The following is a 19,801-nucleotide window of genomic DNA, read 5'->3' as shown; positions in this document are numbered from 1 at the left end:
AGGCAGGGATTACGATGAAGATCATGACGGTGCTGGGTACGAGACCTGAGATCATTCGACTCAGCCTGATCATTTCCAAGCTGGACCAGTACGCGTCCAAACATATTCTGGTACACACGGGACAGAACTTCACGGAAAGTCTCAGCGGTCTCTTTTTCAAGGAAATGGGCCTGCGCGCACCGGATTACGTTCTCCAGGATGAAGCGGCCTCCCTGGGACGGCAGTTGTCCTCGATGTTTACGCAGATGGAAGATCTGATATTGCAGGAGAAACCCGATAAATTACTGCTGCTCGGTGATACCAATAGCGCATTGTGTGCTGTGCTGGCTGAGCGCATGGGGGTTCCTGTTATTCATATGGAAGCAGGCAATCGTTGCTTCGATCTGGATGTGCCTGAGGAGAAGAATCGCAGGGTTATTGATGCCATCTCCACCATTAATATGCCTTACACGGAACAGAGCAAGAAACATCTGGTTAGCGAAGGGGTACCGAGCAGAAGAATCGTGCTCACGGGTAATCCAATCTATGAAGTGATGCAGCACTATGACGCACAGGTAAACTCCAGCAAAATTCTCAAAAAGCTGAAGCTGAAGTCCGGGCAATATTTTTTGGTTACCGCTCATCGTGCCGAGAATGTCGATCATGCCCCTCATTTGCTGGAGATTATGAAAGGGTTGAATCAGGTTGCAGAGGAACACGGGTTGCGTGTGATCTGCAGCATTCATCCGCGTACAGCGATTCGGATTGCCGAGCATCTGCAGCTGGAGATGAACCCGCTGGTGGAATTTCACGAGCCGTTTGGATTCTTCGACTTTGTGATGCTCGAACGTCATGCACGTTGTGCACTTACGGATAGCGGTACCGTGCAGGAGGAGTGCTGCATTATGGGTGTGCCGACCGTGACCATGCGTCGAACGACAGAGCGGCCGGAAACGGTGGATTGCGGAAGCAATGTGGTCTCCGGTCTGGATGCGGCACGCATCGCCGATTGTGTAAAAGTCATGACGCAGATGTCTACGGATTGGGACTGTCCGCAAGGCTACAAAGCAACAGATGTATCCAGTAAAGTGGTTAAATTTCTGCTTGGAGGGAAAATGCATGTTTGAAAATAAGCGTATACTCGTGACTGGCGGTACGGGATCATGGGGTTATGAACTTGTGGCTCAACTGCTGCCCCAGCAGCCGAAAGAAATTATTGTGTATTCCCGGAACGAGTCCAGCCAAGTGGCCATGAGTCGTGATTTTGAAGACCCGCGTCTTCATTTCCGGATTGGAGATATTCGTGACAAGGACGCCTTAACGGCTGCCTGCCAGCATGTGGACTATGTGTTTCATCTGGCTGCACTCAAGCATGTTCCGGTGTGTGAAGACCAGCCGTACGAAGCACTCAAAACCAATGTGATTGGTACACAGAATGTGATCGAAGCGGCTATTGAGAACAAGGTGGAGAAAGTCATCTATATCTCGACTGACAAGGCTGCCAACCCGTCCAACTTCTATGGCATGACAAAGGCCATCGGCGAGAAATTAATCGTATATGCCAACTTGTTGCACAGCGATACCAAGTTTGTTACGGTGCGGGGCGGGAATGTATTGGGAACAAACGGCAGTGTGGTGCATCTGTTCAAGAATCAGATTCGCCAGAAAGGGCAGGTCTCCATCACGGACATGAGCATGACTCGATTCTTTCTTACCCTCAAGGACGCGATCACGCTGCTGTTCAAAGCTTCCGTGGAGAGTATGGGCGGAGAGATCTTTGTCATGACGATGCCAACATGCAAAATCGTGGATCTCGCTGAAGTGTTGATTGAGGATTCCGGCGTGGAGAATGTGGCTATTGTGGAACGTGGTATTCGTCCAGGGGAGAAAATTCATGAAATACTGATGAGTGAATTCGAGAGCATGACTACTGTGGTCTACGATGAGCAATATCTGGTCATTCTCCCGACCCTCGGTATCCCGGGACTGCGTGAACATTACAACAATTGTCCTCCAGTCTCCTTCAACAGCTTCAGTTCCGAACATCAACTGATGACCAAAGAGGAGATTCGTGAAATTCTGAAACGCGGAGGATTTCTGTCATGAAACTGCTGATACTTGGTGGGAACGGAATGGCCGGCCATATTCTGGTCGACTATTTCCGCCGTCAAGGTGTACACAGCGTCTTCTACACAACTCGGGATGTCACGGACCCGAATGGTCTGCTCCTGGATGTGAACGACAGCTTCATGGTCGATCGACTGGTAGAAGCGGTGCACCCGGATGTGATTATTAATGCTGTAGGTGTGTTGAACAGCTTCGCAGATGAGGACAAAATCACCGCATATCATATTAATGGTTTCCTGCCGCATCGTCTGCGGCGGGTTGCGGATGAGATTGGTGCACGCCTGATTCATATCAGCACAGATTGTGTGTTCAGCGGGGACAGGGGAGCATACCGGGAAGATGATGTCACGGATGGGACTTCTGCTTACGCCATCACCAAAGCACTTGGTGAAGTTCAGGATGAAGGCCATCTGACGATTCGTACGTCGATCATTGGACCTGAGATTCGGCAGGGTGGCATTGGTCTGATGCAATGGTTTATGTCCAGCACAGGTGAAGTCGGCGGGTATACCCGCGTGTTCTGGAACGGGGTGACCACGCTTGAGCTGGCCAAATGGGTAGACCATTACCTGGCTTCATCCGTTAGTGGTCTCATCCATCTGGCTCATCCGGCTCCGGTCAGCAAGCATGACCTGCTTGTGCTGTTCAAGCAGACTTGGGATAAGCAGGATGTGACGATTGTGCGTGATGACAGCATGGTGCAGGACCGTACGCTGGTATCTACTCGCGAGGATGTGAAGACAGACCTGCCGGATTATTCTACAATGCTGAAGGAGTTGGCATTATGGATGGAGCAGAGCTGACAGGCAAGAAAGTACTGATCACAGGCGCCTCGGGATTTACCGGGCGACATGCGGTATCTTTTTTTCGGGAAGCAGGTGCAGTGGTTGCAGCGGTAGTCCGGAGACCGGATGTGTATTCCTTCGGTAAAGGCGCCGAAGTCCATGTCTGTGATCTAAATGATAAACAGCAAGTACGTCACCTGATCGACGAGGTGCAGCCAGACTATGTACTGCATCTCGCCGGCAAAAATTCCGTGCCCGATTCGTGGGCAGATCCGCTACTGGTCCTGGAGACCAATGTAATGGCTGTGCTGTATTTACTGGATGCGCTTCGCAGTTGTCCGGCAGCACGAACCGTTATTGTGGGATCAAGGTTAAAATATACGCCGGAACCCGGCCGGATTCCCCAGCCTCCGCACCCGTACAGTCTTAGCAAAGCACTGGAAGAGATGGTGTCTTTGTCTTGGATGTCGCTCTTCGGACAGCAGATCATGCTGGCGGAGCCGGGCAATCTGATCGGTGCCGGTCCTTCGACAGGTATCTGTTCACTGCTTGCGCGCCATGTTGTTGCGTGTGAGCAGGCGGGCAAAACCGAGGCATTCCGTCTGTCTGGACGGGATAGTACCCGTGACTTTCTGGATGTGCGAGATGCGGTCAGAGCATATGCGACCCTCCTGGTAGAGGGGGCTAGCGGTACGGTATATCCAGTGGTGTCCGGAGTCGAGCGTAGTCTAGGTGAAATTGCAGATCTGCTGTTGTCCATGACAGAAGCAGAAGTGCCTGTTCGCTGGGATGGCGCATCTTCCGGTCCGGATGGAGCGGGTAAACAGGAGGAATTATCCATGCTGCGCAAGCTTGGCTGGCAGCCGATGATTCCATTTGCCACATCGCTACAGGATATTCTGAGTGATGTTCGTGCCCAGCAAGGGAGGACGACAAATTGAGTCCAAGAGTGTCCATTGTCATTCCTTTCTATAACTGCCCTTACGTGCCACAGGCAATTCAGAGTGCGCTGAACCAGACGTATCCCGATGTGGAGATCGTTGTTGTGAATGACGGTTCAACCCGGCATGCAGAGTTGCTTCAACCCTATCTTCCTTATATTAATGTGCTTGGTAAAAGCAATGGCGGGACGGCGTCGGCACTTAATCATGGCATCCGCCATGCCTCTGGTGATTATGTAGCCTGGCTCAGTTCGGATGATTATCTGTATCCGGATAAAATTCGTTATCAGCTGGAGTTTATGCAGCGTGAGAATGTGCTTGTCTCGCATACAAACTTTCATTATATTAATGAACATTCTGCCGCGACCAAGCTGAACGCAGGACCTGCACCGATGGCTGATCTGGATTGGTTGCGATTGTTCGTTAATGGCAATCCGGTGAATGGCTGTACCGTCATGATTCGCAAGGATCTGTTCAGTGGGGTGGGGTTGTTTGATGAGCTGTTGCCTTATACGCATGATTTGGATCTCTGGCTGCGTATTCTTCTGAACGGTCATCGTTTTCCATATCTGAACGAGCCACATACCGCATATCGTTGGCATGGAGGAATGGGATCGGTTCGTCATGCGGATGTCATCGGCAGAGAGGCATCCATGGTATGGTCCAGATATCGCGAACCGTTATTGCAGCGTATAGCGGCGCTTGGCGGGTAGCGTAAGGAGGGCGGTTATGAAGGTCACAAGGTGGCTGATTAACGCCCTCTTTGCGTAGCCATTTTGCCAAGAATAGTGAAGGTGGGAAAGTCGATTAATGATTGAAATGTGCTTCCGCAGCACCGCAGCTGCCCGATACCGATCGTATTGATCTTCATATAATAGAAGAAAGCAATCGCTACACAGAGACAAGCGGAGGAAGGGGAAGCCCGAATGAAGCCGAGAGTATCAATCGTCATTCCTTTTTACAATTGTGCTTATATCGAGCAGGCTGTTCACAGCGCCATTCACCAGACGTATCCGCATATTGAAGTGATCGTGGTGGATGATGGGTCAACCGAGCACGTGGAGCGGCTACATCCATTCATGGATTCTATCCACTATATTCGCAAAGAAAACGGTGGAACTGCGACAGCATTGAATGAGGGCATCAAACATGCGACAGGGGATTATTTTGTCTGGCTCAGTTCAGATGATGTAATGCTGCTGGACCGGGTGGAGAAACAACTAAAATTTATGCGCGAGGTCAAGGCCTCATTCTGTCATGGTGCCTACCATTATGTGAATGAGAAGAGTGAATGGCTGGATACGGTGCAGCCGGAAGTGGGTAGTCGTCTGGAGATGTTGCAGGTACTGCTCGAAGGTTGTCCGATCAACGGCTGTACCGTCATGCTAGAGATGGAGGCGTTTGAGCGGTTCGGCTTGTTCGACACTGATTTTCGCTATACCCATGACTATGAGATGTGGATGAGACTGTTTCCGATGTATGAGCTGTTCTATTACAATGAACCTCTGATGTGCTACCGATTGCATGAGTCCATGGGAACCAAACGTCACTTCAAGGCACTGGTTGCCGAGATGGAACGGGTTCAGGATAAGCATCGACCTACGCTGCTCAATCTGCTACATGTTGGTGGGTACTGGAAATAGATCGATTTGGCGAAGAGGGCTGAATGAAAAAGGTGTTAAATATTAAGAGAGTACAGTCTACAGCATTAATTTGCTATAGATGGGATGCTCTCTTTTTTTCATTTCACCGACGCATGCTAAAGGGCAGGCGAAAAGTTCAACAATCTGAATATGTATTCCAAGTTGGCAACAGATGAATAAGATCTGGATTTCCCATGGCTTCAAGCGCTAACGAATCTGCCACGTCTTATTGGGGCAATTACCATGAAAAATAAATTCTAACGAATCTCTATCACGTTATTTCTTCCGAAAATGGCTTCCGAATCTGAAAATCGACCACATTAGACGAAATAACGTCTCTGTGATTCGTTACATTTCAGACTTGTGTAAAAGGAAACAAATAGCGTGTGTTGGATTCGTTAGAACACAGTAAAACGAACACGGGGTGTCCTCTGTCATTCGTATGACAAATGGGACACCCCGTGTTTCATATTCAAGCATGTTACATGAATATGGCTTGTATTGAAGCCTCAGTCCTTTGAATTCATGATCGCCATCGATGCCGGATCGGGAAATACATATCCTTTAGGCAGCTTCTTCATCAATTCATTCATTGCAGCGTAATCCACGTCGATGTGAGGTGTGGAAACCGGAGTCGAGAACCAGCGATTGTACAAATCACTAGGTACAAGTAACGTCATATCGTGAGTCCTCCTCTGTAAATGGCTTCTTGATAGACTTGTAATGTACGAAGTCCCATCTCTTCCAGTGAGCGGTTTTCTTCAGCCCAGGCTTTGGCCGCAGCACCCACTTTTTTACGGGTAACGTCATCCTCCAGAAGTGCATGCAACAATTCGCGGAGCGAATCGACATCCTGCGGAGGCACGACCCACCCCGTGCGTCCAGGGTCAACCATTTCAGGCATGCCGGCCGTACCACTGACAATAACGGGTACACCCGCCAGTTGCGCTTCCGTAACGGAGAACGGCTGGGTATCTTGCAGGCTGGGCTGGACATAAATGTCGGCATGGCGCAGGAAGGAAGGAATGTTGTCCAGCTTGCCCCAGAACACAACATCGGCTCCAATGCCAGCCGCCGTGACCTGTGCCCGCAATTCCTCGCTCAGGTTGCCTTCTCCTGCGATCCAGCAGACCCAATCGGACCGTTTACTTTTCAGGCTGGCTAAAGCCTTGATTAACACATGAACGCCCTTGATATATTCAAGCCTTCCGGTAAAGGCAATGACTTTTTTGCCTGCGGGTGGTCGCTGGCGGAACTTCGTAGCTGCTAATGAACGGTAGGCTGACAGGTCCACAGCGTAGGGGATTATCCTAAACTTTGATTCGGGAACCGCAAGCTCTGTAAGCGTGCTCTTGATCCAGTGACTGGACACCAGAATGAGCTCAGACTGTGCAGCACTTCGTTCTTCCAATGATAGAAAATAACGTCCGCGTTTCGATTGTAAATAGGATGATAGGGTAAGCTGCGGGTTGGAATTTTGAGCATCGTAGAATGCTTCGCGTGCAAGAGCTCCATGATAGCTGGTAACGAGTGGAACATTACGGTTCAAAATGCGTTTTATCGCTACGGCGGCTACCGGATCTTGCGCATGGATGACGTCATAATGGTCCACTCCCAGATAAGCGGCAGCCATCTCAAAGGCATATCTGTTCAATTCATAATAAGCCAGAAGAGAGTCGGCTGTGAATTGTGGCAGATCGGTTGGGTTGAGCTTGGCTTGCAGCATGGGCCACACTTTATCCTTGGAGAAAGCACGATTCAGATTACGAATATATATTTCGTTATTGGCACCATTCGTGCCCATGATATCAACCTCTACACCAAGCGCCATCAGCCTGTCGGCCAATTGTTTAACATATGTCCAGATCCCACCCATATGTGTAAGCTCCCAATACGTAACGAGCAGAACTCTCATAGCTACCTCCTTGTCACGGCCTGCACCGGCCGAGCTTCTATCCTTTTATTCTATGAAAAAAGAGGACCGGAAGGTCGGGCATTTCCGTGTAAATGTTCGAAAATGGGTGAATGCAAATGGCAATGGACGAGAGGGAGCATATCCTATGAACAGGAAGGTTCATGCTCCGAAGGAGGGTTCTACAGTGGCGGTATATTTACTTGAGATTCATGAGAATCTGCTACAGACATTGGTTCCCGTCAAGTACATGGATGTGGAGTTGGCCTATGTCGGCGGCGAAGAAGGGACGGATGTATTTGTTGGTGGAGCCAGTAGGCATGGAGAACTGTACCGGCATCTTTTTCATCTCGGGCCCAGTTCAGGGGGAGCGGGCGGTAATCAGGTCATTCATAATTTGGATGTGTCATCCGAGCCTTATGAAATGAGGATCATCAGCAACAGTTCTTCACCGAATCATCTGGTGATTCGGATGTATTGCAGGAATATTCACGGTCAGACATTGGGCATACTGTCAGAATATCAGATGATGAAGCTCGCAGATTGATATGGACATAATTAAATAGGCATGATCAGCCAACGTGTGGAGCAGGGAAGAGCCTGTTCCATTTTTTTGTGGTGCATCCATAGTGGAATTGTCTCTAAAAAATAGCTTGACAGCAAAGGTATTTTCATTAAAATTAGATCAGTATTAAACAAAAGTTTAAAACGACGGTTTAAAACGATAGTTTGAAATTAGTCGTAAATATAGGCTGAGTGAGACGTAGGGATAAACCTGTGATCCGCTAGCCGGAAAAGAGTGTGGAGAACGTGAAAGAACAAACAGCAGTTCCCCAGGAGCCGGCAGAGTTTTCAATCAAAACAATTATACTGCCACTCCTGGCTATTATCGTCGGAATGATTATGGTTATTCTGGACAGCACGGTCGTGAACGTGGCCATTCCGAATCTTGTTCAATATTTCGAAACGGACCTTAAGACCATCCAATGGACGGTTACGGGTTACACCCTGGCATTGTCTGCGGTTATTCCGCTTGCAGGTTGGTTAACTGACCGTTTTGGTGCCAAAAGAGTATTTCTGTTCACGATTGCCATGTTCACTTTGGGTTCTGTATTATGCTCGATTGCCCAATCGCCTGAGCAATTAATCATTTACCGTGTCATTCAGGGTCTCGGTGGAGGCATGGTTGCTCCAATTGGTATGGCGATGGTCTTTCGTCTGGCTCCTCCTGAGCGAAGAGGCTCCATCATGGGGATGCTCGGAATTCCGATGCTGCTTGCCCCTGCATTGGGTCCGGTGTTGTCCGGGTGGTTTATTGAATCACTGAGCTGGCACTGGATCTTCCTGATTAACTTGCCAATCGGTATTGCGGCTTTCATTCTATGTATCAAGTTCTTGCCTGATACGGATCGTGGACGCACGCCTGCACTGGATCTGCTCGGCATGATTCTGGCGCCAATTGCGTTCTCGATGCTTGCTTACGGTGTGAGTGAGGGTGGAACGAGCTGGACATCTGCAACAACACTTACGGGTGTCATTGTGGGTGGCGTAGCGCTCATTTTGTTCATTATTGTAGAACTACGTCATCAAAATCCATTGCTCGAACTTCGGGTATTCAAATCATCTGACTTCTCACGGGGGATTGTTCTCGCATGGGTGTCCCAAGTGGCGCTGTTCGGTGCGATGATCCTGATCCCGTTATATTTGCAGCAGATCAAAGGGTACACTGCACTGGAAACAGGATTGATTCTGCTTCCACAGGCTTTGGCTTCCGGTGTGGGTATGCCGCTCGGCGGTCGATTGTTTGATAAAATTGGTGCGAGACCTCTGGCCTTCGTGGGTCTGGGAATTATCTCGGGAGCATTGTTTATTCTATCCTCCATCACGGCAGAGACAGGTCTTGGTCTGATTATAACGGCGCTGGTCATGATGGGTCTGGGTATGGGCTTGTCCATGATGCCGCTCAATACGCATGTATTGAATGCTGCACCGCGCAAGTTGGTTGGACGGGTTACACCGCTTACGGCTGCTGCACAGCAAGTGGTCGTGTCTTTCGCGGTTGCCGGACTTACGGGCTTCCTTACTTCAAGAATTGCAGATAATACAACGAGTGCAGAGCCGACCGCTATCGTTCATGGTTTGGTGGGTGGTTTCAATGATACGTTCTTCCTGGCCGCTTGTATTGCATTGTTCGGATGTTTGCTCAGTCTGATCCTGCGCAAACCAAAACCAATGCCGGAAGAAGACCTTCAAAATGGCGACAAGCCTGATCCTGCAATGATGATGGGACACTAAGACTCCCTAAGAACCATACTAAGGCAGTTCAGAGAATCTCTCTGAGCTGCCTTTTTGCGATCCTTTATTGAAAAATACGCAAGGCAGTCATCATTTCACGAAAAGAAAGGGCATACCGGTCTGGTGAAAAAGACAAGCTCATATGCTGTCTGCCCTGAATGCGGATATATTCACGCAGTTTCTTGTTGTTCATGAGGTCCTTTGCTTCGGAGACAGCTGCCTTGATATTGCCAATCGGATAGAACTTCCCAGTCTTATTATGTGTGATAAATGAACGCACACCGTCGGAGTCTGTACTGAGTACCGGGCAGCCACAAGAGATGGCTTCAGCGACGGCATAACCGAATCCTTCCAACAGGGAAGTGGATAACATGATGCCTCCTGAAGCGGCGATCATGGAATAGAAGGCAGGCATCTGAGAATGGGGAACATTGATAAAGATACCAATCTTATCTTCGAGTCCGTATTCTGCCAGCATGTGCCGGAACATGACTTCATCTTCTGGATTAGCCAAAGTTGGATCGTGAAACATCCATAATCTGGCTTTCGGATTTTTTTTGATGATTTCACTGGATATGGTTAAATATTCACGCCAGTTTTTGTTGTGTTCGAGTCGTCCTACCCATGCCAGCACCGGATAAGGTGGGGTATCCACCAAGATTGGGGCAAAGGTGTCCGTATCCAGCATATTGGGAATAACAAACCGATGCAGCCAAGGGCAGATATGAATGAACATATCCAGTAGATGGTCTGTGGGCGGCAAAACGGCTGCATCGCAATGGGCTTGCAGGTATGGTACTGCCATCTGTATCGTTTCCAGAGCCTGATCGCGTGTGCCAAGTCCCTGCGCTTCAAAAATGATTCGTCCTGTATAACCAAGTCCTCGCAAGCGGCCGGGCATAGCAATGTCTGAGGTGGCAATGATAGCATCATAATGGTGGGTATGAATTAAATGATGGATATCCTCGTCACTGGACGCGGTGAAAATGGGCGTATCACTGTTGTTCTGCAATCCCGAGCCTGTGTTCAGATACAGCAGGTGCGCTTCAATGCCATGACGTTTCAGAACCGCGGTGCGGAGTCGATTTAACGTATCCACGCCACCGCTTGGAACATAAAACGTGAATAATACTTTCACACGATTCACCCTCTGACTTTTGGTCAGGAGCACATTCTCCTGTACTCTATGTTACGTTGGCTATAAGCGTAGGGTGTGGGTGTTGATCAGAATGTTCACATTTTGGACAATTATTTTTAAGCTTTCTTTTAAGTGACATTAAGCTGAGGCTAGGATAGCTCACGTAAGATACAAGGAACTTCCCGTGCCCATCATCTATTACATAAGTTCAACGTAACATTTACACGATAACGGAGAGGGCAGAAATAACTTGAAGAAGCGAAGCGTTCGCCTTTATCCTCGGATTTTTCCTTCTGAGAAGGAATCAAAAAAATCTGGGGATAACAGTGATCGGAAGGTTATTCTGTCATCGGAGTGCAAGTGTAATATTTTCAGTTGAATTTATATAACGAACGATGGTGCACGGGTATTTTAACGGGAAAGGATGAATGATGTGCTCGAAGTGAAACAGGTCAGCAAAGTGTACGAAGGGCAGCGTGGCGTGCATCAACTGGATTTCACCATGGAACGTGGTGAGATTGTCGGGTTTCTCGGGCCCAATGGTGCCGGGAAAACAACAACGATGCGTATGATTACGGGCTATCTGCATCCAACCGCGGGTTCCATTATGGTGGATGGAGTGTCGGTGCATGAGCAGGGTCAGCGTGTTCGTTCCAAGATCGGGTATCTGCCTGAAACACCGCCGCTCTATCCGGATATGACAGTACAGTCCTATCTCAGATTCGTAGCGAATCTGCGGGATGTCCCGGCACGTGAGGTCAAGCTGCGGGTCAGTGAGATGGTTAGCAGATTGGGACTTCAGGGTCGGGAAAAACAATTGGTACGCGGTTTATCCAAAGGCTACAAGCAACGTCTCGGATTGGCGGGAGCCATTATTCACAAGCCGGATCTGCTGGTCCTGGATGAGCCAACATCGGGGCTTGATCCGAATCAGATTATCGAGATCCGGGATCTGATCCGAGAATTGGGCGAGAACCATACGGTGCTGCTCAGTACACATATTTTGCCTGAAGTGAGCACGCTCTGTAATCGAATGTTGATCATTAATCAGGGGCAACTTGTGCTGGATGGTTCACCTCAGCATTTCGGCTCAGCGATGGGGGATCAGTTCAAGGTGTCGATTGAAGTAAAAGCCAATGCGGAGCAACTACATAATGTGCTGTCACCATGGGAGAAGGTGCGGAGTGAAGTCATTCAGACGTCCGATGCGAATGCCGTCAAAGACACTTCACTGACTTCAGCTTCAACAAATACGGTTAAAATGCTGCTCACCGGAGAAAGTGCGGAAGATTTTCGGGAAGAGCTGTTCTACCTTTTGTCCGGTGCAGGATTACCGATACTGGAGATGAAGAAGGAGAACCTGAGTCTGGAGCAAATCTTCCTGAAGCTGACGACAACGGAGACAACCGACACAGACACGAACTCGGCAGATGTGGATAAGGTTGCTGGGGCAGAGACGGATCAGGACGTAACTTCGGACATCGACTCGTCGAGTGTATTGGGAACATCAGCGAGTGCATCAGCGGATTCCTCGCCCCATTCTCGTAAAGGGGAGGACTCCAAATGAGACGAATGATGGCGGTATGCAACAAAGAGCTGCAAGCTTATTTTCTGTCACCAACGTCCTATTTTGCTTTTGCTGTATATGTACTGATGACCAGTCTGTTGTTCTATTCAAGCTTTGTATATTACCAGCCGAGTATTGTCGATTACCGTCTCGTGCTGGGGGACACGTTGTCCATGCTGCTGTTTGTTGTACCATTGCTGACGATGCGTTTGATCGCTGAAGAATTCAGACAGGGAACGGATGAATTGTTGCTGACCTCTCCGGCACGTGTGTCGGAAATTATTTTCGGCAAATATCTCGCTTCTCTCGCCATTCTGGTCGTGCTCATCCTGTGCAGTCTGGTGTACCCTTTCATCATGTCGTTCTATGGGACACTGGATATGACTACGGTATGGATGTCTGCGCTGGGGTTATTTTTCCTGGGCGGAAGCATGATGGCGATTGGACTGTTCGCTTCTACATTATCCCAGCATCAGATGGTGTCTGCGGTGGCGGGTTTTATTATTTTGCTCGTTTTGTGGATGCTTGATTCATTCGCAGGCAATACAGGTTCTGCTTTGCAACAGTGGCTGGACCCGTTTGCCCTGACCAACCGGTTCGACAGCTTCATGAAAGGTGTGCTTAGTGGGCCGGATATCTTGTATTATGTCACCCTTTCGGGTGTGTTTCTGCTGTTAAGCATTCAAATTGTGGAACGGAAGCGGTGGAGGTGAGAAGATGAAAAAATGGTTAAGTCATACCAACAGTACCGTGCTGTCTGTAGCGGTGATTGGCATCTTTATTTTGCTAACACTGTTCCTGAATTCACTTGGCGGCTTCCAGCTGGATCTGACCTCGAACAAACAATACACGTTATCTGACCAGTCTCTTACTGCGATCAAAAATGTGAAGGATGACGTCAACATTCTGGTGTTAACGGTCGAAAATGCCAACAACACCGTCCTGAACCGTGAGGTCACGGATATGGTCGAGGAATACACGAAACGTAACAGCAAGTTGAAAATAAAACAATATAATCTGACGCAGGAACCTGCGCTTGCATCCAAATACGGCATAACAGGTAGCTCCATTGTGCTGGAGCAGGGAGATCAACATAAAGTGATTGATATCGCCAGTTTGTTCACCGCGACAGGTGACGGAAGTGACGGATCATATCAATTCACAGGTGAGGAAAAACTTACGCAGGCGCTCATGAATATGTCATCCACGGAGATGCACAAAATGGTGTTTTTGACTGGACATGAAGAGCTGAGTCTCGCTCAGATGACTACGCTGCAATCCTCCTTGGAACAAAATAATGTGCAGACGGAAGAGTTGCAGCTGAATCAAGCTGGTAAGGTTCCGGAAGATGCAGATGTGCTGGCCATTATTGGTCCACAACGTGATCTCAGTGATACGGAAATGAAAGCCATTCGCACGTATCTGAGTAATGGAGGCAAGCTGTTACTATCCCTCGGATTTGTAGAAGATATGAAATCCAGTTGGAAAAACATCGATGCCCTGATGGCTGACTATGGCGTCGTAGATGAGCATGCGGTCATGGTGGATAACCAGCAAGCCAGTACGATGGGGCCACTCTGGGTCGTGCCTGAGTATGGTACACATGCTATTACGGACAAACTTGCTGCGAGCCAATTGTATCCGATGTTGTCGCTGTCGATTGCGCTGACCAGCAAAGAACAGGATAAATATACCCTTTCCCCGTTAATTCATTCTTCGGATGACAGTTATGGGGAGACGAATATCGGCGGTTTATTGCAAAATGAAACGACCAATGATGCTGAAGAGGACATTCAGGGTCCAGTGGAATTGGGGTATGCAGCCGATACAACGGATGGTAAACCGAAGGCAGTTATTCTGGGCTCGTCCATTTTCATGCAGGATTCGGAAATTGCGAATGGTGGCAATCGGGACTTTATTTTGAATACAGTGAACTATTTGAGTGAAAAAGAAGATGGATTAACGATTCGTCCACGGGTTCAAGCCGGTTATGAGATGGCATACCTGAACGGTGAACAGGCTAGAACGATCTTCTTTGTGGCGATTGTGGCGTTCCCGCTCATCTTTGTTATACTCGGTGTACTCTTATGGTGGAGGCGCAGACGGGTATGAGAAAATGGATCCCAACGATTCTGGTGGTTATCGTACTGATTGTGGGCTGGGTGTACGCGGCCAGTCAAAATTATTTTCGGGAAGAAGAAGCGGTACAAGCCAAGTTACTTGGTATTCAGTCTGGGGATATTCAATCCATCACGATACATGACATAACGGAGGAGACATCTGGTGCAGCAGCATCTTCAACTTTGACACTTGAGAATGGCGTCTGGCAGATGATTGAACCGAAAGCCTATCCTCTCAACGGTTACAGTGTAAGCGGCTGGCTGGATGCTCTGAGTGGTGCGAATCAGGAACTGGTGGTGGAAGAAGCACCGACGGATCTGGATAAGTACGGATTAGGTACAGATGCTACACGTATGGATATCAAACTCAACGATAATCGGGAGGTTAAACTGGCTATTGGTGGCCAGCTTCCAGCAGATGATGCACGTTATGTGCGTGTTGATTCGGGCCCTGTGGTTGCCGTGCAGACAGAGGCGATTACCAACATGGCTTTGACCCGTCGTGATTTGTTGGACACAACCCCTTTCAACATGGATGAGTCGAATGTAGTGTCTCTGGATTGGGAAGGTGAAGCAGCTACTTGGATGTTAAAATCAACATCGGAGAACGGTGCGGCAGAGCAGGCCTGGACATTGAATGGAAAAACAATTGAAGCCACAGATGCCGTTTCGCTCATTGGCAAAATCAAAAACCTGTCGACAGCAGATGATGTGCGCAAAGCGTCCGAGCTGAAGGATACGGTCCCCCGATTCACCCTGTCTGTTGAACAGACGGTAAATGGGCAACAAGTTCGTGATGTGTATCGGGGACTTACCGTACCATCCGAACCGGATCAGATTTGGGTCATTACGCCGGATGGTCAGTGGGCCTATGCCATGGATGCGACGAGTCTGACGGAAGCCGAGAAATTCCCGGATACGATCAAGGTTTCAACAACTTCTTCGGAAGAGTCATCGAGTTCGGCAAATAAGTCAACGACTTCCTCATCAGATGGAAAATGAGCGAGTTAAAGGATAAGTGATTATAACTAACTTGAAGTGAATTCAAGTTACATGGAGGCAGTGCTGCGAACAAGCAGCGCTGTCTTTTTATTTATTAGCAAGGTCCACAACCAAAAGATCAAAAACTACAGGTTAAGGTACCATATCCTTTCAGCATATCGGTACGTACAGAAGCGCATCCTATCTTTGTGACCAAAACCAACAAACATTGGAGGATGAGTACATGCCAGCAGTCAAAAAGGCAACAGCTATTACGTTATCATTATCTACTGCAATCTTTGTAATGGCCGGTTTGACAGGTTGTGGCACGAATCGGGATACCAACAATATGCATACGCAAAGTGTTCGTCAGCAAGCCAACGGCATTAACCGTTATGGTGTGGAAACAAATGGCATGGACGGCATTCGTGCGAAAAGTTATCGTATGCATAATGTCACTGACCTGAAATCCAGTGAAGAGCTGGCAAAACGCATCACGGAGATGAAAGAAGTTAAATCCGCCCGTGTCATGTTAACGGATCGTAATGCTTATGTCGCGGTTCGTTTGGCAGATGGTCATTCAGGCAAGCTGGATAGCAAGTCCAATGGTCGTACGAGCATGTTGGGTGGAACGATGCGCAATCATGCCAGTGATACCATGCGTGGGGGCAACATGAATCACGATATGGGTGGTATGCGTGTAAATGGTGGAACGGGCACCATGTCTCCGTACAGCACCAGCGGAATTGCGCCAGGACTGAACACGAATTCAGCAACGGATCGCAGTCACATGGGCAATGATCGTGGCATCTATGGCACGATGGGCACAGGCGCGGTTGGCATGATGCGTGGTCTGACGAACAGTGGCAAAGCACGTGGGACGGCAGATGGGCATTATGGTATGAAAAGTGAAGGACAACGTGTAGATAGCTCGGACGATAACACATCAGCTGAGATTAAGGGTAAGATTTCAGCCAAAATCAAGCAGTTTGCACCGAACATCGAGAATGTATATGTATCAGCTAATCCGGATTTTGTGGAGCATGTCGAGAATTATGCCACAGATATTCGTAACGGTAAGCCGGTCAGCGGCATGATCGATACGTTCCAATCGATGGTAGAGCGCATTTTCCCGACGAACGGAACAGATACCAATCACCGTGATGGCATCCTTGACGATGGCCTGATGAACCGTAATCATAACGGTGGTGTCATGAACCGAATGAATCGGTAGTTTTTCAAGACATGAACAAGTGTGCCTTTGCGCGGATGACAACATCAGCTGCAGGGGCATGTTTGCTTTACATAATCTCAAATATATAGACAACTGCACACGTTCTCTTTGGGACAATGAATCACAGGTTTACTGCCCATTTTTCTTATAAAACTGAACCAACGCCCTTGACCTGACATAAGATGAGTTGACTGTATCCCCTTAACCTTGTTACACCAACACAACCCGAGCAAGGAGGGGTGAACATTGAAGGGTATCGATCATAAAAGCAAATTTTTGTTGACCCACCGTGAACGCGAAGTATTCGAATTACTGGTTCAAGACAAAACAACGCGTGACATCGCAGGGCAGTTATTCATCAGCGAGAAAACGGTGCGTAACCATATTTCGAATGTGATGCAGAAACTCAATGTTAAGGGTCGTTCGCAGGCAGTTGTCGAGCTGATTAAGCTTGGAGAACTGAAGATTTAGTTGCGAATTACAGTTAGGATTAAGTAGCAGCATGAAAGCCTTTCTCTATTCTTTGTCATGAAGAATGGGGCAAGGCTTTTTTGCTGTTATGGACCATGAGATGAGGGAGGCTAAAAATTGAGGGAAGATCCGAAACGTAGCATCGCATCGCTTGTTTTCATTATTTTAGTAGACCATAATGATTACATATATGAAGATAAGGCAGTAGAATTGAAACAATGGTTTGAACGGACGATAGGGTTTCTTAAAACACAACTCCATCAGTTAGAATACACAGTTACATTAGAACGTAGGGGACAGAAATGACCTGAAGAAGCGGAGCGTTCGCCTTTATCCCCAGAGTTTCACCTTTATAAAAAAATGATTAAAAAAATCTGGGGATAACAGTGATCGGAAGGTTATTATGTCAGCGAAGTGTCAAGTGTAACGATTCGGTATTTCAACTTATATAAAACATGAAAGGATGAACTTGAATGAACCGTTTCTTAAATGAATTCGAAGACCAATTTCGAGCGGGGTTTCTACCCGATCTGGAACAAACGCTGGCTAAGGTGCAGCATGAAAAAGTATATGCTTGTGCTTTTGGAACGGACAGTGACTGGGTTACCCTGTTTTTGGCGGTAAATACAGAGGAATCACTTGCTGGGCATATTTTGAGTATGAAAGAGCAAGGGCTATGTGATAGTGAGGAGGACGAGATCTATTACAGATGGGGCTGCTCCGAATATCAATATGGCGACGAGACGCATTTTAACCATATCAGCCGATTGTTGTACGCAACAGAAGATGTCCAGAAGTATAAGGATGAGATCATTCAAATCATCGCCAAAGTGGTGAATGAGACAGCAGATGACGTTTTCGCCCGATATGGACAAACCAAAGCAGACATTACGTTCTTCGTTTCTCTCACAGATGATGATCTGGCGGAGGAGATTGAAAATCAATCGGTTCATCAAATGACTGCACCCGGCTTAGCCAGCAAATTCTTAAAACGATATGATGGCATGAATTAGACCGAGTTAACTTGAGTTGAAACTTTCTTCGAATGGAACTGAATCAAAATGAATTGAATCGTTGTACCGCGAAAGTCTTTCCTATTCTTTATCCAAAGAAGGGAAGAGGCTTTTTTTTTAGCGTGAAAAAATGAAATAATCGAATTCATTTCATTTACTATTCCTATTCAGTTGTATGAACATCCTCCATCTTTTCTTCGAAAATGGCTGATAAAAGAGCTGCCCCAATTCCTCGAATTGTGCATCATTCAGTTGAAGATGGAGTGCTCTTTTCGCTATTTTGGCGGCAGGCTGGGAAGCGGATTTCCGCCCTCCGGCTTTTCGTTTAATCGGAATATGAAATTGTAGCAGGTCTTCAAAGCAATTCCAGCCTTCCCAACTCAACCGACCTCCGCGTTTCCAGTCGATAGCATAGAGGGCATAATAGGCGTGTCCTTCTGTTTGTTTAGTAGCAATAATCCAGATGGAAGGAATGAGCTTTTCCCGTTGTCTTCGATTCATTAGAATTGCTCCCTCTTTTAATACGATCATATCTCGATTCTCAATATAAAGGATATCCCCTATTTGGAGCAAGGAGATGAGGGTCTACCCCACGTTCAGCATGAATGCGAAAGTCGTGTGAAATTCCTCTTGATTTGCAGGATCGTCTTGATTAAAATGAAATTATAAAAATGATTTTCTTATTTAATTAAAAATAAATAAAAATAATTTTCATAAAGTGAGGTCCTCATGGCAGCCATATTACGTGCGTTGCAGCAAGAACTGAATAACCTTCCGTCTCAGGAGCGACGTATTGCCGAAGTCATTATGCAATCTCCATCGGACATTCCCGGCTGGACGATTAGTCATCTGGCAGAGCAGAGTGGAACGAGTGCGGCGACGGTGACCCGCTTTTGCAAGTCGTTTCATTTCAAAGGTTTTCCCGATTTCAAAATGAAGCTCGCCGCAGAGTTATCACACGCTTCGGATGATACGGCATATCAGGATATCGTCGCTGGCAACCCGCTCTCCAAAATTGTTGAAGCTATCGAAGCCAACCACCTTGCATCTATTGCAGATACCACTCGTTTACTGGACTTGGGCAGATTGGAGCATGCCGTTCAATTATTGTGCCAGGCTCGCCGCATCGATCTGTACGGTGTGGCAACCTCGTCGATTGTGACGCAGGATTTCTATCAAAAACTGGTGCGGATCGGCAAAAGCTGTACGGCGTTTTCAGACTCACACATGCAGATTACGTCCGCATCTTCGCTCGCTGAGGGAGATGTAGCGATGGCCGTATCCTATTCAGGCGAAACACCAGAGACCATCGATGCCCTGCATTGTGCCAAAGAGGCCGGAGCTTCTACGATTTCATTGACCTCCTACGGAAGTAACACACTCGCAACGGTATCGGATATCCCACTGTTCACCTCTTCTTTGGAAGAAGGCATGCGGCGTGGAGATATGGCTTCACGTATTGCACTGCTGCATGTGATCGATATTTTGTTCACAGGCATGGTCAGTGCCGACTTCGACCGTTTTATCCCTAGACTGGAACAATCCTATCATAATGTGCAATCTTATCGAGTCCAACACAACGGAGGTGCCTGACA

Annotated in this window: 19 protein-coding genes and 1 pseudogene; 16 read left to right on the top strand and 4 right to left on the bottom strand. The window is 47.8% G+C overall.

The window, feature by feature from the left end:
• The first annotated feature begins 14 nt into the window (after positions 1 to 14).
• The 6 genes from wecB to PAHA3_RS27700 all read left to right on the top strand — a co-directional run bounded on the left by wecB (position 15) and on the right by PAHA3_RS27700 (position 5,475).
• The gene (gene wecB / locus PAHA3_RS27725) at positions 15 to 1,106 is read left to right on the top strand and encodes a non-hydrolyzing UDP-N-acetylglucosamine 2-epimerase (protein ID WP_062838047.1); all 1,092 of its coding nucleotides are present in this window, start codon (positions 15 to 17) and stop codon (positions 1,104 to 1,106) included.
• Complete coding sequence (locus PAHA3_RS27720; RefSeq protein WP_062837867.1) at positions 1,099 to 2,085, top strand: polysaccharide biosynthesis protein; 987 nt, start codon at positions 1,099 to 1,101, stop codon at positions 2,083 to 2,085. Before wecB ends, PAHA3_RS27720 begins: the two co-directional genes overlap by 8 nt.
• Positions 2,082 to 2,909, top strand: coding sequence for a dTDP-4-dehydrorhamnose reductase family protein (locus PAHA3_RS27715; protein ID WP_062837866.1), 828 nt, complete (start codon positions 2,082 to 2,084; stop codon positions 2,907 to 2,909). Before PAHA3_RS27720 ends, PAHA3_RS27715 begins: the two co-directional genes overlap by 4 nt.
• Positions 2,891 to 3,832: an NAD-dependent epimerase/dehydratase family protein gene (locus tag PAHA3_RS27710; protein WP_062837865.1), complete on the top strand. Its 942-nt coding sequence runs from the start codon at positions 2,891 to 2,893 to the stop codon at positions 3,830 to 3,832. Before PAHA3_RS27715 ends, PAHA3_RS27710 begins: the two co-directional genes overlap by 19 nt.
• Positions 3,829 to 4,545 carry a glycosyltransferase gene (locus PAHA3_RS27705; RefSeq protein WP_062837864.1) on the top strand — a complete coding sequence of 239 codons (717 nt, stop codon included), beginning with the start codon at positions 3,829 to 3,831 and terminating at the stop codon, positions 4,543 to 4,545. Before PAHA3_RS27710 ends, PAHA3_RS27705 begins: the two co-directional genes overlap by 4 nt.
• Positions 4,546 to 4,758: 213 nt before the next feature.
• On the top strand, positions 4,759 to 5,475 hold the full coding sequence (locus PAHA3_RS27700) for a glycosyltransferase (protein ID WP_062837863.1): 717 nt from the start codon (positions 4,759 to 4,761) through the stop codon (positions 5,473 to 5,475).
• Positions 5,476 to 5,984: 509 nt separating this feature from the next.
• Here the strand turns inward: PAHA3_RS27700 and PAHA3_RS30680 are convergent.
• Positions 5,985 to 6,155, bottom strand: coding sequence for a hypothetical protein (locus tag PAHA3_RS30680; protein WP_167350959.1), 171 nt, complete (start codon positions 6,153 to 6,155; stop codon positions 5,985 to 5,987).
• A complete protein-coding gene (locus tag PAHA3_RS27695) occupies positions 6,152 to 7,390 on the bottom strand; it encodes a glycosyltransferase family 4 protein (RefSeq protein WP_062837862.1) in 1,239 nt (412 codons plus the stop codon). The genes PAHA3_RS30680 and PAHA3_RS27695 overlap by 4 nt, the downstream gene beginning before the upstream one ends.
• Positions 7,391 to 7,574: 184 nt before the next feature.
• On the opposite strand from PAHA3_RS27695, the gene PAHA3_RS27690 reads away from it, so the two are divergent.
• Both PAHA3_RS27690 and PAHA3_RS27685 read left to right on the top strand, forming a co-directional pair.
• On the top strand, positions 7,575 to 7,934 hold the full coding sequence (locus PAHA3_RS27690) for a hypothetical protein (protein ID WP_062837861.1): 360 nt from the start codon (positions 7,575 to 7,577) through the stop codon (positions 7,932 to 7,934).
• A 263-nt stretch (positions 7,935 to 8,197) separates the two neighbouring features.
• Positions 8,198 to 9,682, top strand: a complete 1,485-nt coding sequence (locus tag PAHA3_RS27685) for a DHA2 family efflux MFS transporter permease subunit (RefSeq protein WP_062837860.1) — start codon at positions 8,198 to 8,200, stop codon at positions 9,680 to 9,682.
• A gap of 157 nt (positions 9,683 to 9,839) precedes the next feature.
• Here PAHA3_RS27685 and PAHA3_RS31295 read toward each other — a convergent pair.
• Positions 9,840 to 10,370 (bottom strand): annotated as a pseudogene (locus PAHA3_RS31295) (glycosyltransferase); the annotation flags it as partial.
• Positions 10,371 to 11,244: 874 nt separating this feature from the next.
• On the opposite strand from PAHA3_RS31295, the gene PAHA3_RS27675 reads away from it, so the two are divergent.
• The 7 genes from PAHA3_RS27675 (at position 11,245) to PAHA3_RS27640 (ending at position 18,206) form a co-directional block, all read left to right on the top strand.
• Positions 11,245 to 12,387: an ABC transporter ATP-binding protein gene (locus tag PAHA3_RS27675; protein ID WP_371327972.1), complete on the top strand. Its 1,143-nt coding sequence runs from the start codon at positions 11,245 to 11,247 to the stop codon at positions 12,385 to 12,387.
• Positions 12,384 to 13,100, top strand: a complete 717-nt coding sequence (locus PAHA3_RS27670) for an ABC transporter permease subunit (protein WP_062837857.1) — start codon at positions 12,384 to 12,386, stop codon at positions 13,098 to 13,100. Before PAHA3_RS27675 ends, PAHA3_RS27670 begins: the two co-directional genes overlap by 4 nt.
• 4 nt (positions 13,101 to 13,104) lie before the next feature.
• Positions 13,105 to 14,499, top strand: a complete 1,395-nt coding sequence (locus tag PAHA3_RS27665; protein WP_062837856.1) for a GldG family protein — start codon at positions 13,105 to 13,107, stop codon at positions 14,497 to 14,499.
• Positions 14,496 to 15,509 (top strand): DUF4340 domain-containing protein, encoded by a 1,014-nt coding sequence (locus PAHA3_RS27660; protein WP_062837855.1) that lies wholly within the window; start codon positions 14,496 to 14,498, stop codon positions 15,507 to 15,509. Before PAHA3_RS27665 ends, PAHA3_RS27660 begins: the two co-directional genes overlap by 4 nt.
• Positions 15,510 to 15,732: 223 nt before the next feature.
• A complete protein-coding gene (locus PAHA3_RS27655; protein ID WP_062837854.1) occupies positions 15,733 to 16,722 on the top strand; it encodes a YhcN/YlaJ family sporulation lipoprotein in 990 nt (329 codons plus the stop codon).
• Between the two features lie 246 nt (positions 16,723 to 16,968).
• Positions 16,969 to 17,193: a helix-turn-helix domain-containing protein gene (locus PAHA3_RS27650; RefSeq protein WP_017692532.1), complete on the top strand. Its 225-nt coding sequence runs from the start codon at positions 16,969 to 16,971 to the stop codon at positions 17,191 to 17,193.
• A gap of 473 nt (positions 17,194 to 17,666) precedes the next feature.
• Positions 17,667 to 18,206: a DUF4303 domain-containing protein gene (locus tag PAHA3_RS27640; protein WP_062837852.1), complete on the top strand. Its 540-nt coding sequence runs from the start codon at positions 17,667 to 17,669 to the stop codon at positions 18,204 to 18,206.
• Positions 18,207 to 18,356: 150 nt separating this feature from the next.
• Here PAHA3_RS27640 and PAHA3_RS27635 read toward each other — a convergent pair whose 3' ends face one another.
• Entirely contained in the window at positions 18,357 to 18,707 is a 351-nt protein-coding gene (locus PAHA3_RS27635) for a hypothetical protein (RefSeq protein WP_062837851.1), read from the bottom strand.
• 228 nt (positions 18,708 to 18,935) lie between these two features.
• Between PAHA3_RS27635 and PAHA3_RS27630 the strand changes: the two genes are divergently transcribed.
• Positions 18,936 to 19,799: a MurR/RpiR family transcriptional regulator gene (locus PAHA3_RS27630; protein ID WP_062837850.1), complete on the top strand. Its 864-nt coding sequence runs from the start codon at positions 18,936 to 18,938 to the stop codon at positions 19,797 to 19,799.
• The last annotated feature ends 2 nt before the right edge of the window (positions 19,800 to 19,801 follow it).

The organism is Paenibacillus amylolyticus, assembly GCF_001570725.1.
Taxonomy (GTDB): Bacteria; Bacillota; Bacilli; order Paenibacillales; family Paenibacillaceae; genus Paenibacillus; species Paenibacillus amylolyticus_A.
This window is presented reverse-complemented; position numbering and strand designations above follow the sequence as displayed.

Coding starts and splice junctions, on each gene's coding strand:
- PAHA3_RS27630 (WP_062837850.1), top strand. CDS start 18,936: ATGGCAGCCATATTACGTGCGTTGCAGCAAGAACTGAATAACCTTCCG.
- wecB (WP_062838047.1), top strand. CDS start 15: ATGAAGATCATGACGGTGCTGGGTACGAGACCTGAGATCATTCGACTC.
- PAHA3_RS27635 (WP_062837851.1), bottom strand. CDS start 18,707: ATGAATCGAAGACAACGGGAAAAGCTCATTCCTTCCATCTGGATTATT.
- PAHA3_RS27695 (WP_062837862.1), bottom strand. CDS start 7,390: ATGAGAGTTCTGCTCGTTACGTATTGGGAGCTTACACATATGGGTGGG.
- PAHA3_RS27720 (WP_062837867.1), top strand. CDS start 1,099: ATGTTTGAAAATAAGCGTATACTCGTGACTGGCGGTACGGGATCATGG.
- PAHA3_RS27675 (WP_371327972.1), top strand. CDS start 11,245: ATGAATGATGTGCTCGAAGTGAAACAGGTCAGCAAAGTGTACGAAGGG.
- PAHA3_RS27660 (WP_062837855.1), top strand. CDS start 14,496: ATGAGAAAATGGATCCCAACGATTCTGGTGGTTATCGTACTGATTGTG.
- PAHA3_RS27670 (WP_062837857.1), top strand. CDS start 12,384: ATGAGACGAATGATGGCGGTATGCAACAAAGAGCTGCAAGCTTATTTT.
- PAHA3_RS27665 (WP_062837856.1), top strand. CDS start 13,105: ATGAAAAAATGGTTAAGTCATACCAACAGTACCGTGCTGTCTGTAGCG.
- PAHA3_RS27640 (WP_062837852.1), top strand. CDS start 17,667: ATGAACCGTTTCTTAAATGAATTCGAAGACCAATTTCGAGCGGGGTTT.
- PAHA3_RS27655 (WP_062837854.1), top strand. CDS start 15,733: ATGCCAGCAGTCAAAAAGGCAACAGCTATTACGTTATCATTATCTACT.
- PAHA3_RS27715 (WP_062837866.1), top strand. CDS start 2,082: ATGAAACTGCTGATACTTGGTGGGAACGGAATGGCCGGCCATATTCTG.
- PAHA3_RS27710 (WP_062837865.1), top strand. CDS start 2,891: ATGGATGGAGCAGAGCTGACAGGCAAGAAAGTACTGATCACAGGCGCC.
- PAHA3_RS30680 (WP_167350959.1), bottom strand. CDS start 6,155: ATGACGTTACTTGTACCTAGTGATTTGTACAATCGCTGGTTCTCGACT.
- PAHA3_RS27700 (WP_062837863.1), top strand. CDS start 4,759: ATGAAGCCGAGAGTATCAATCGTCATTCCTTTTTACAATTGTGCTTAT.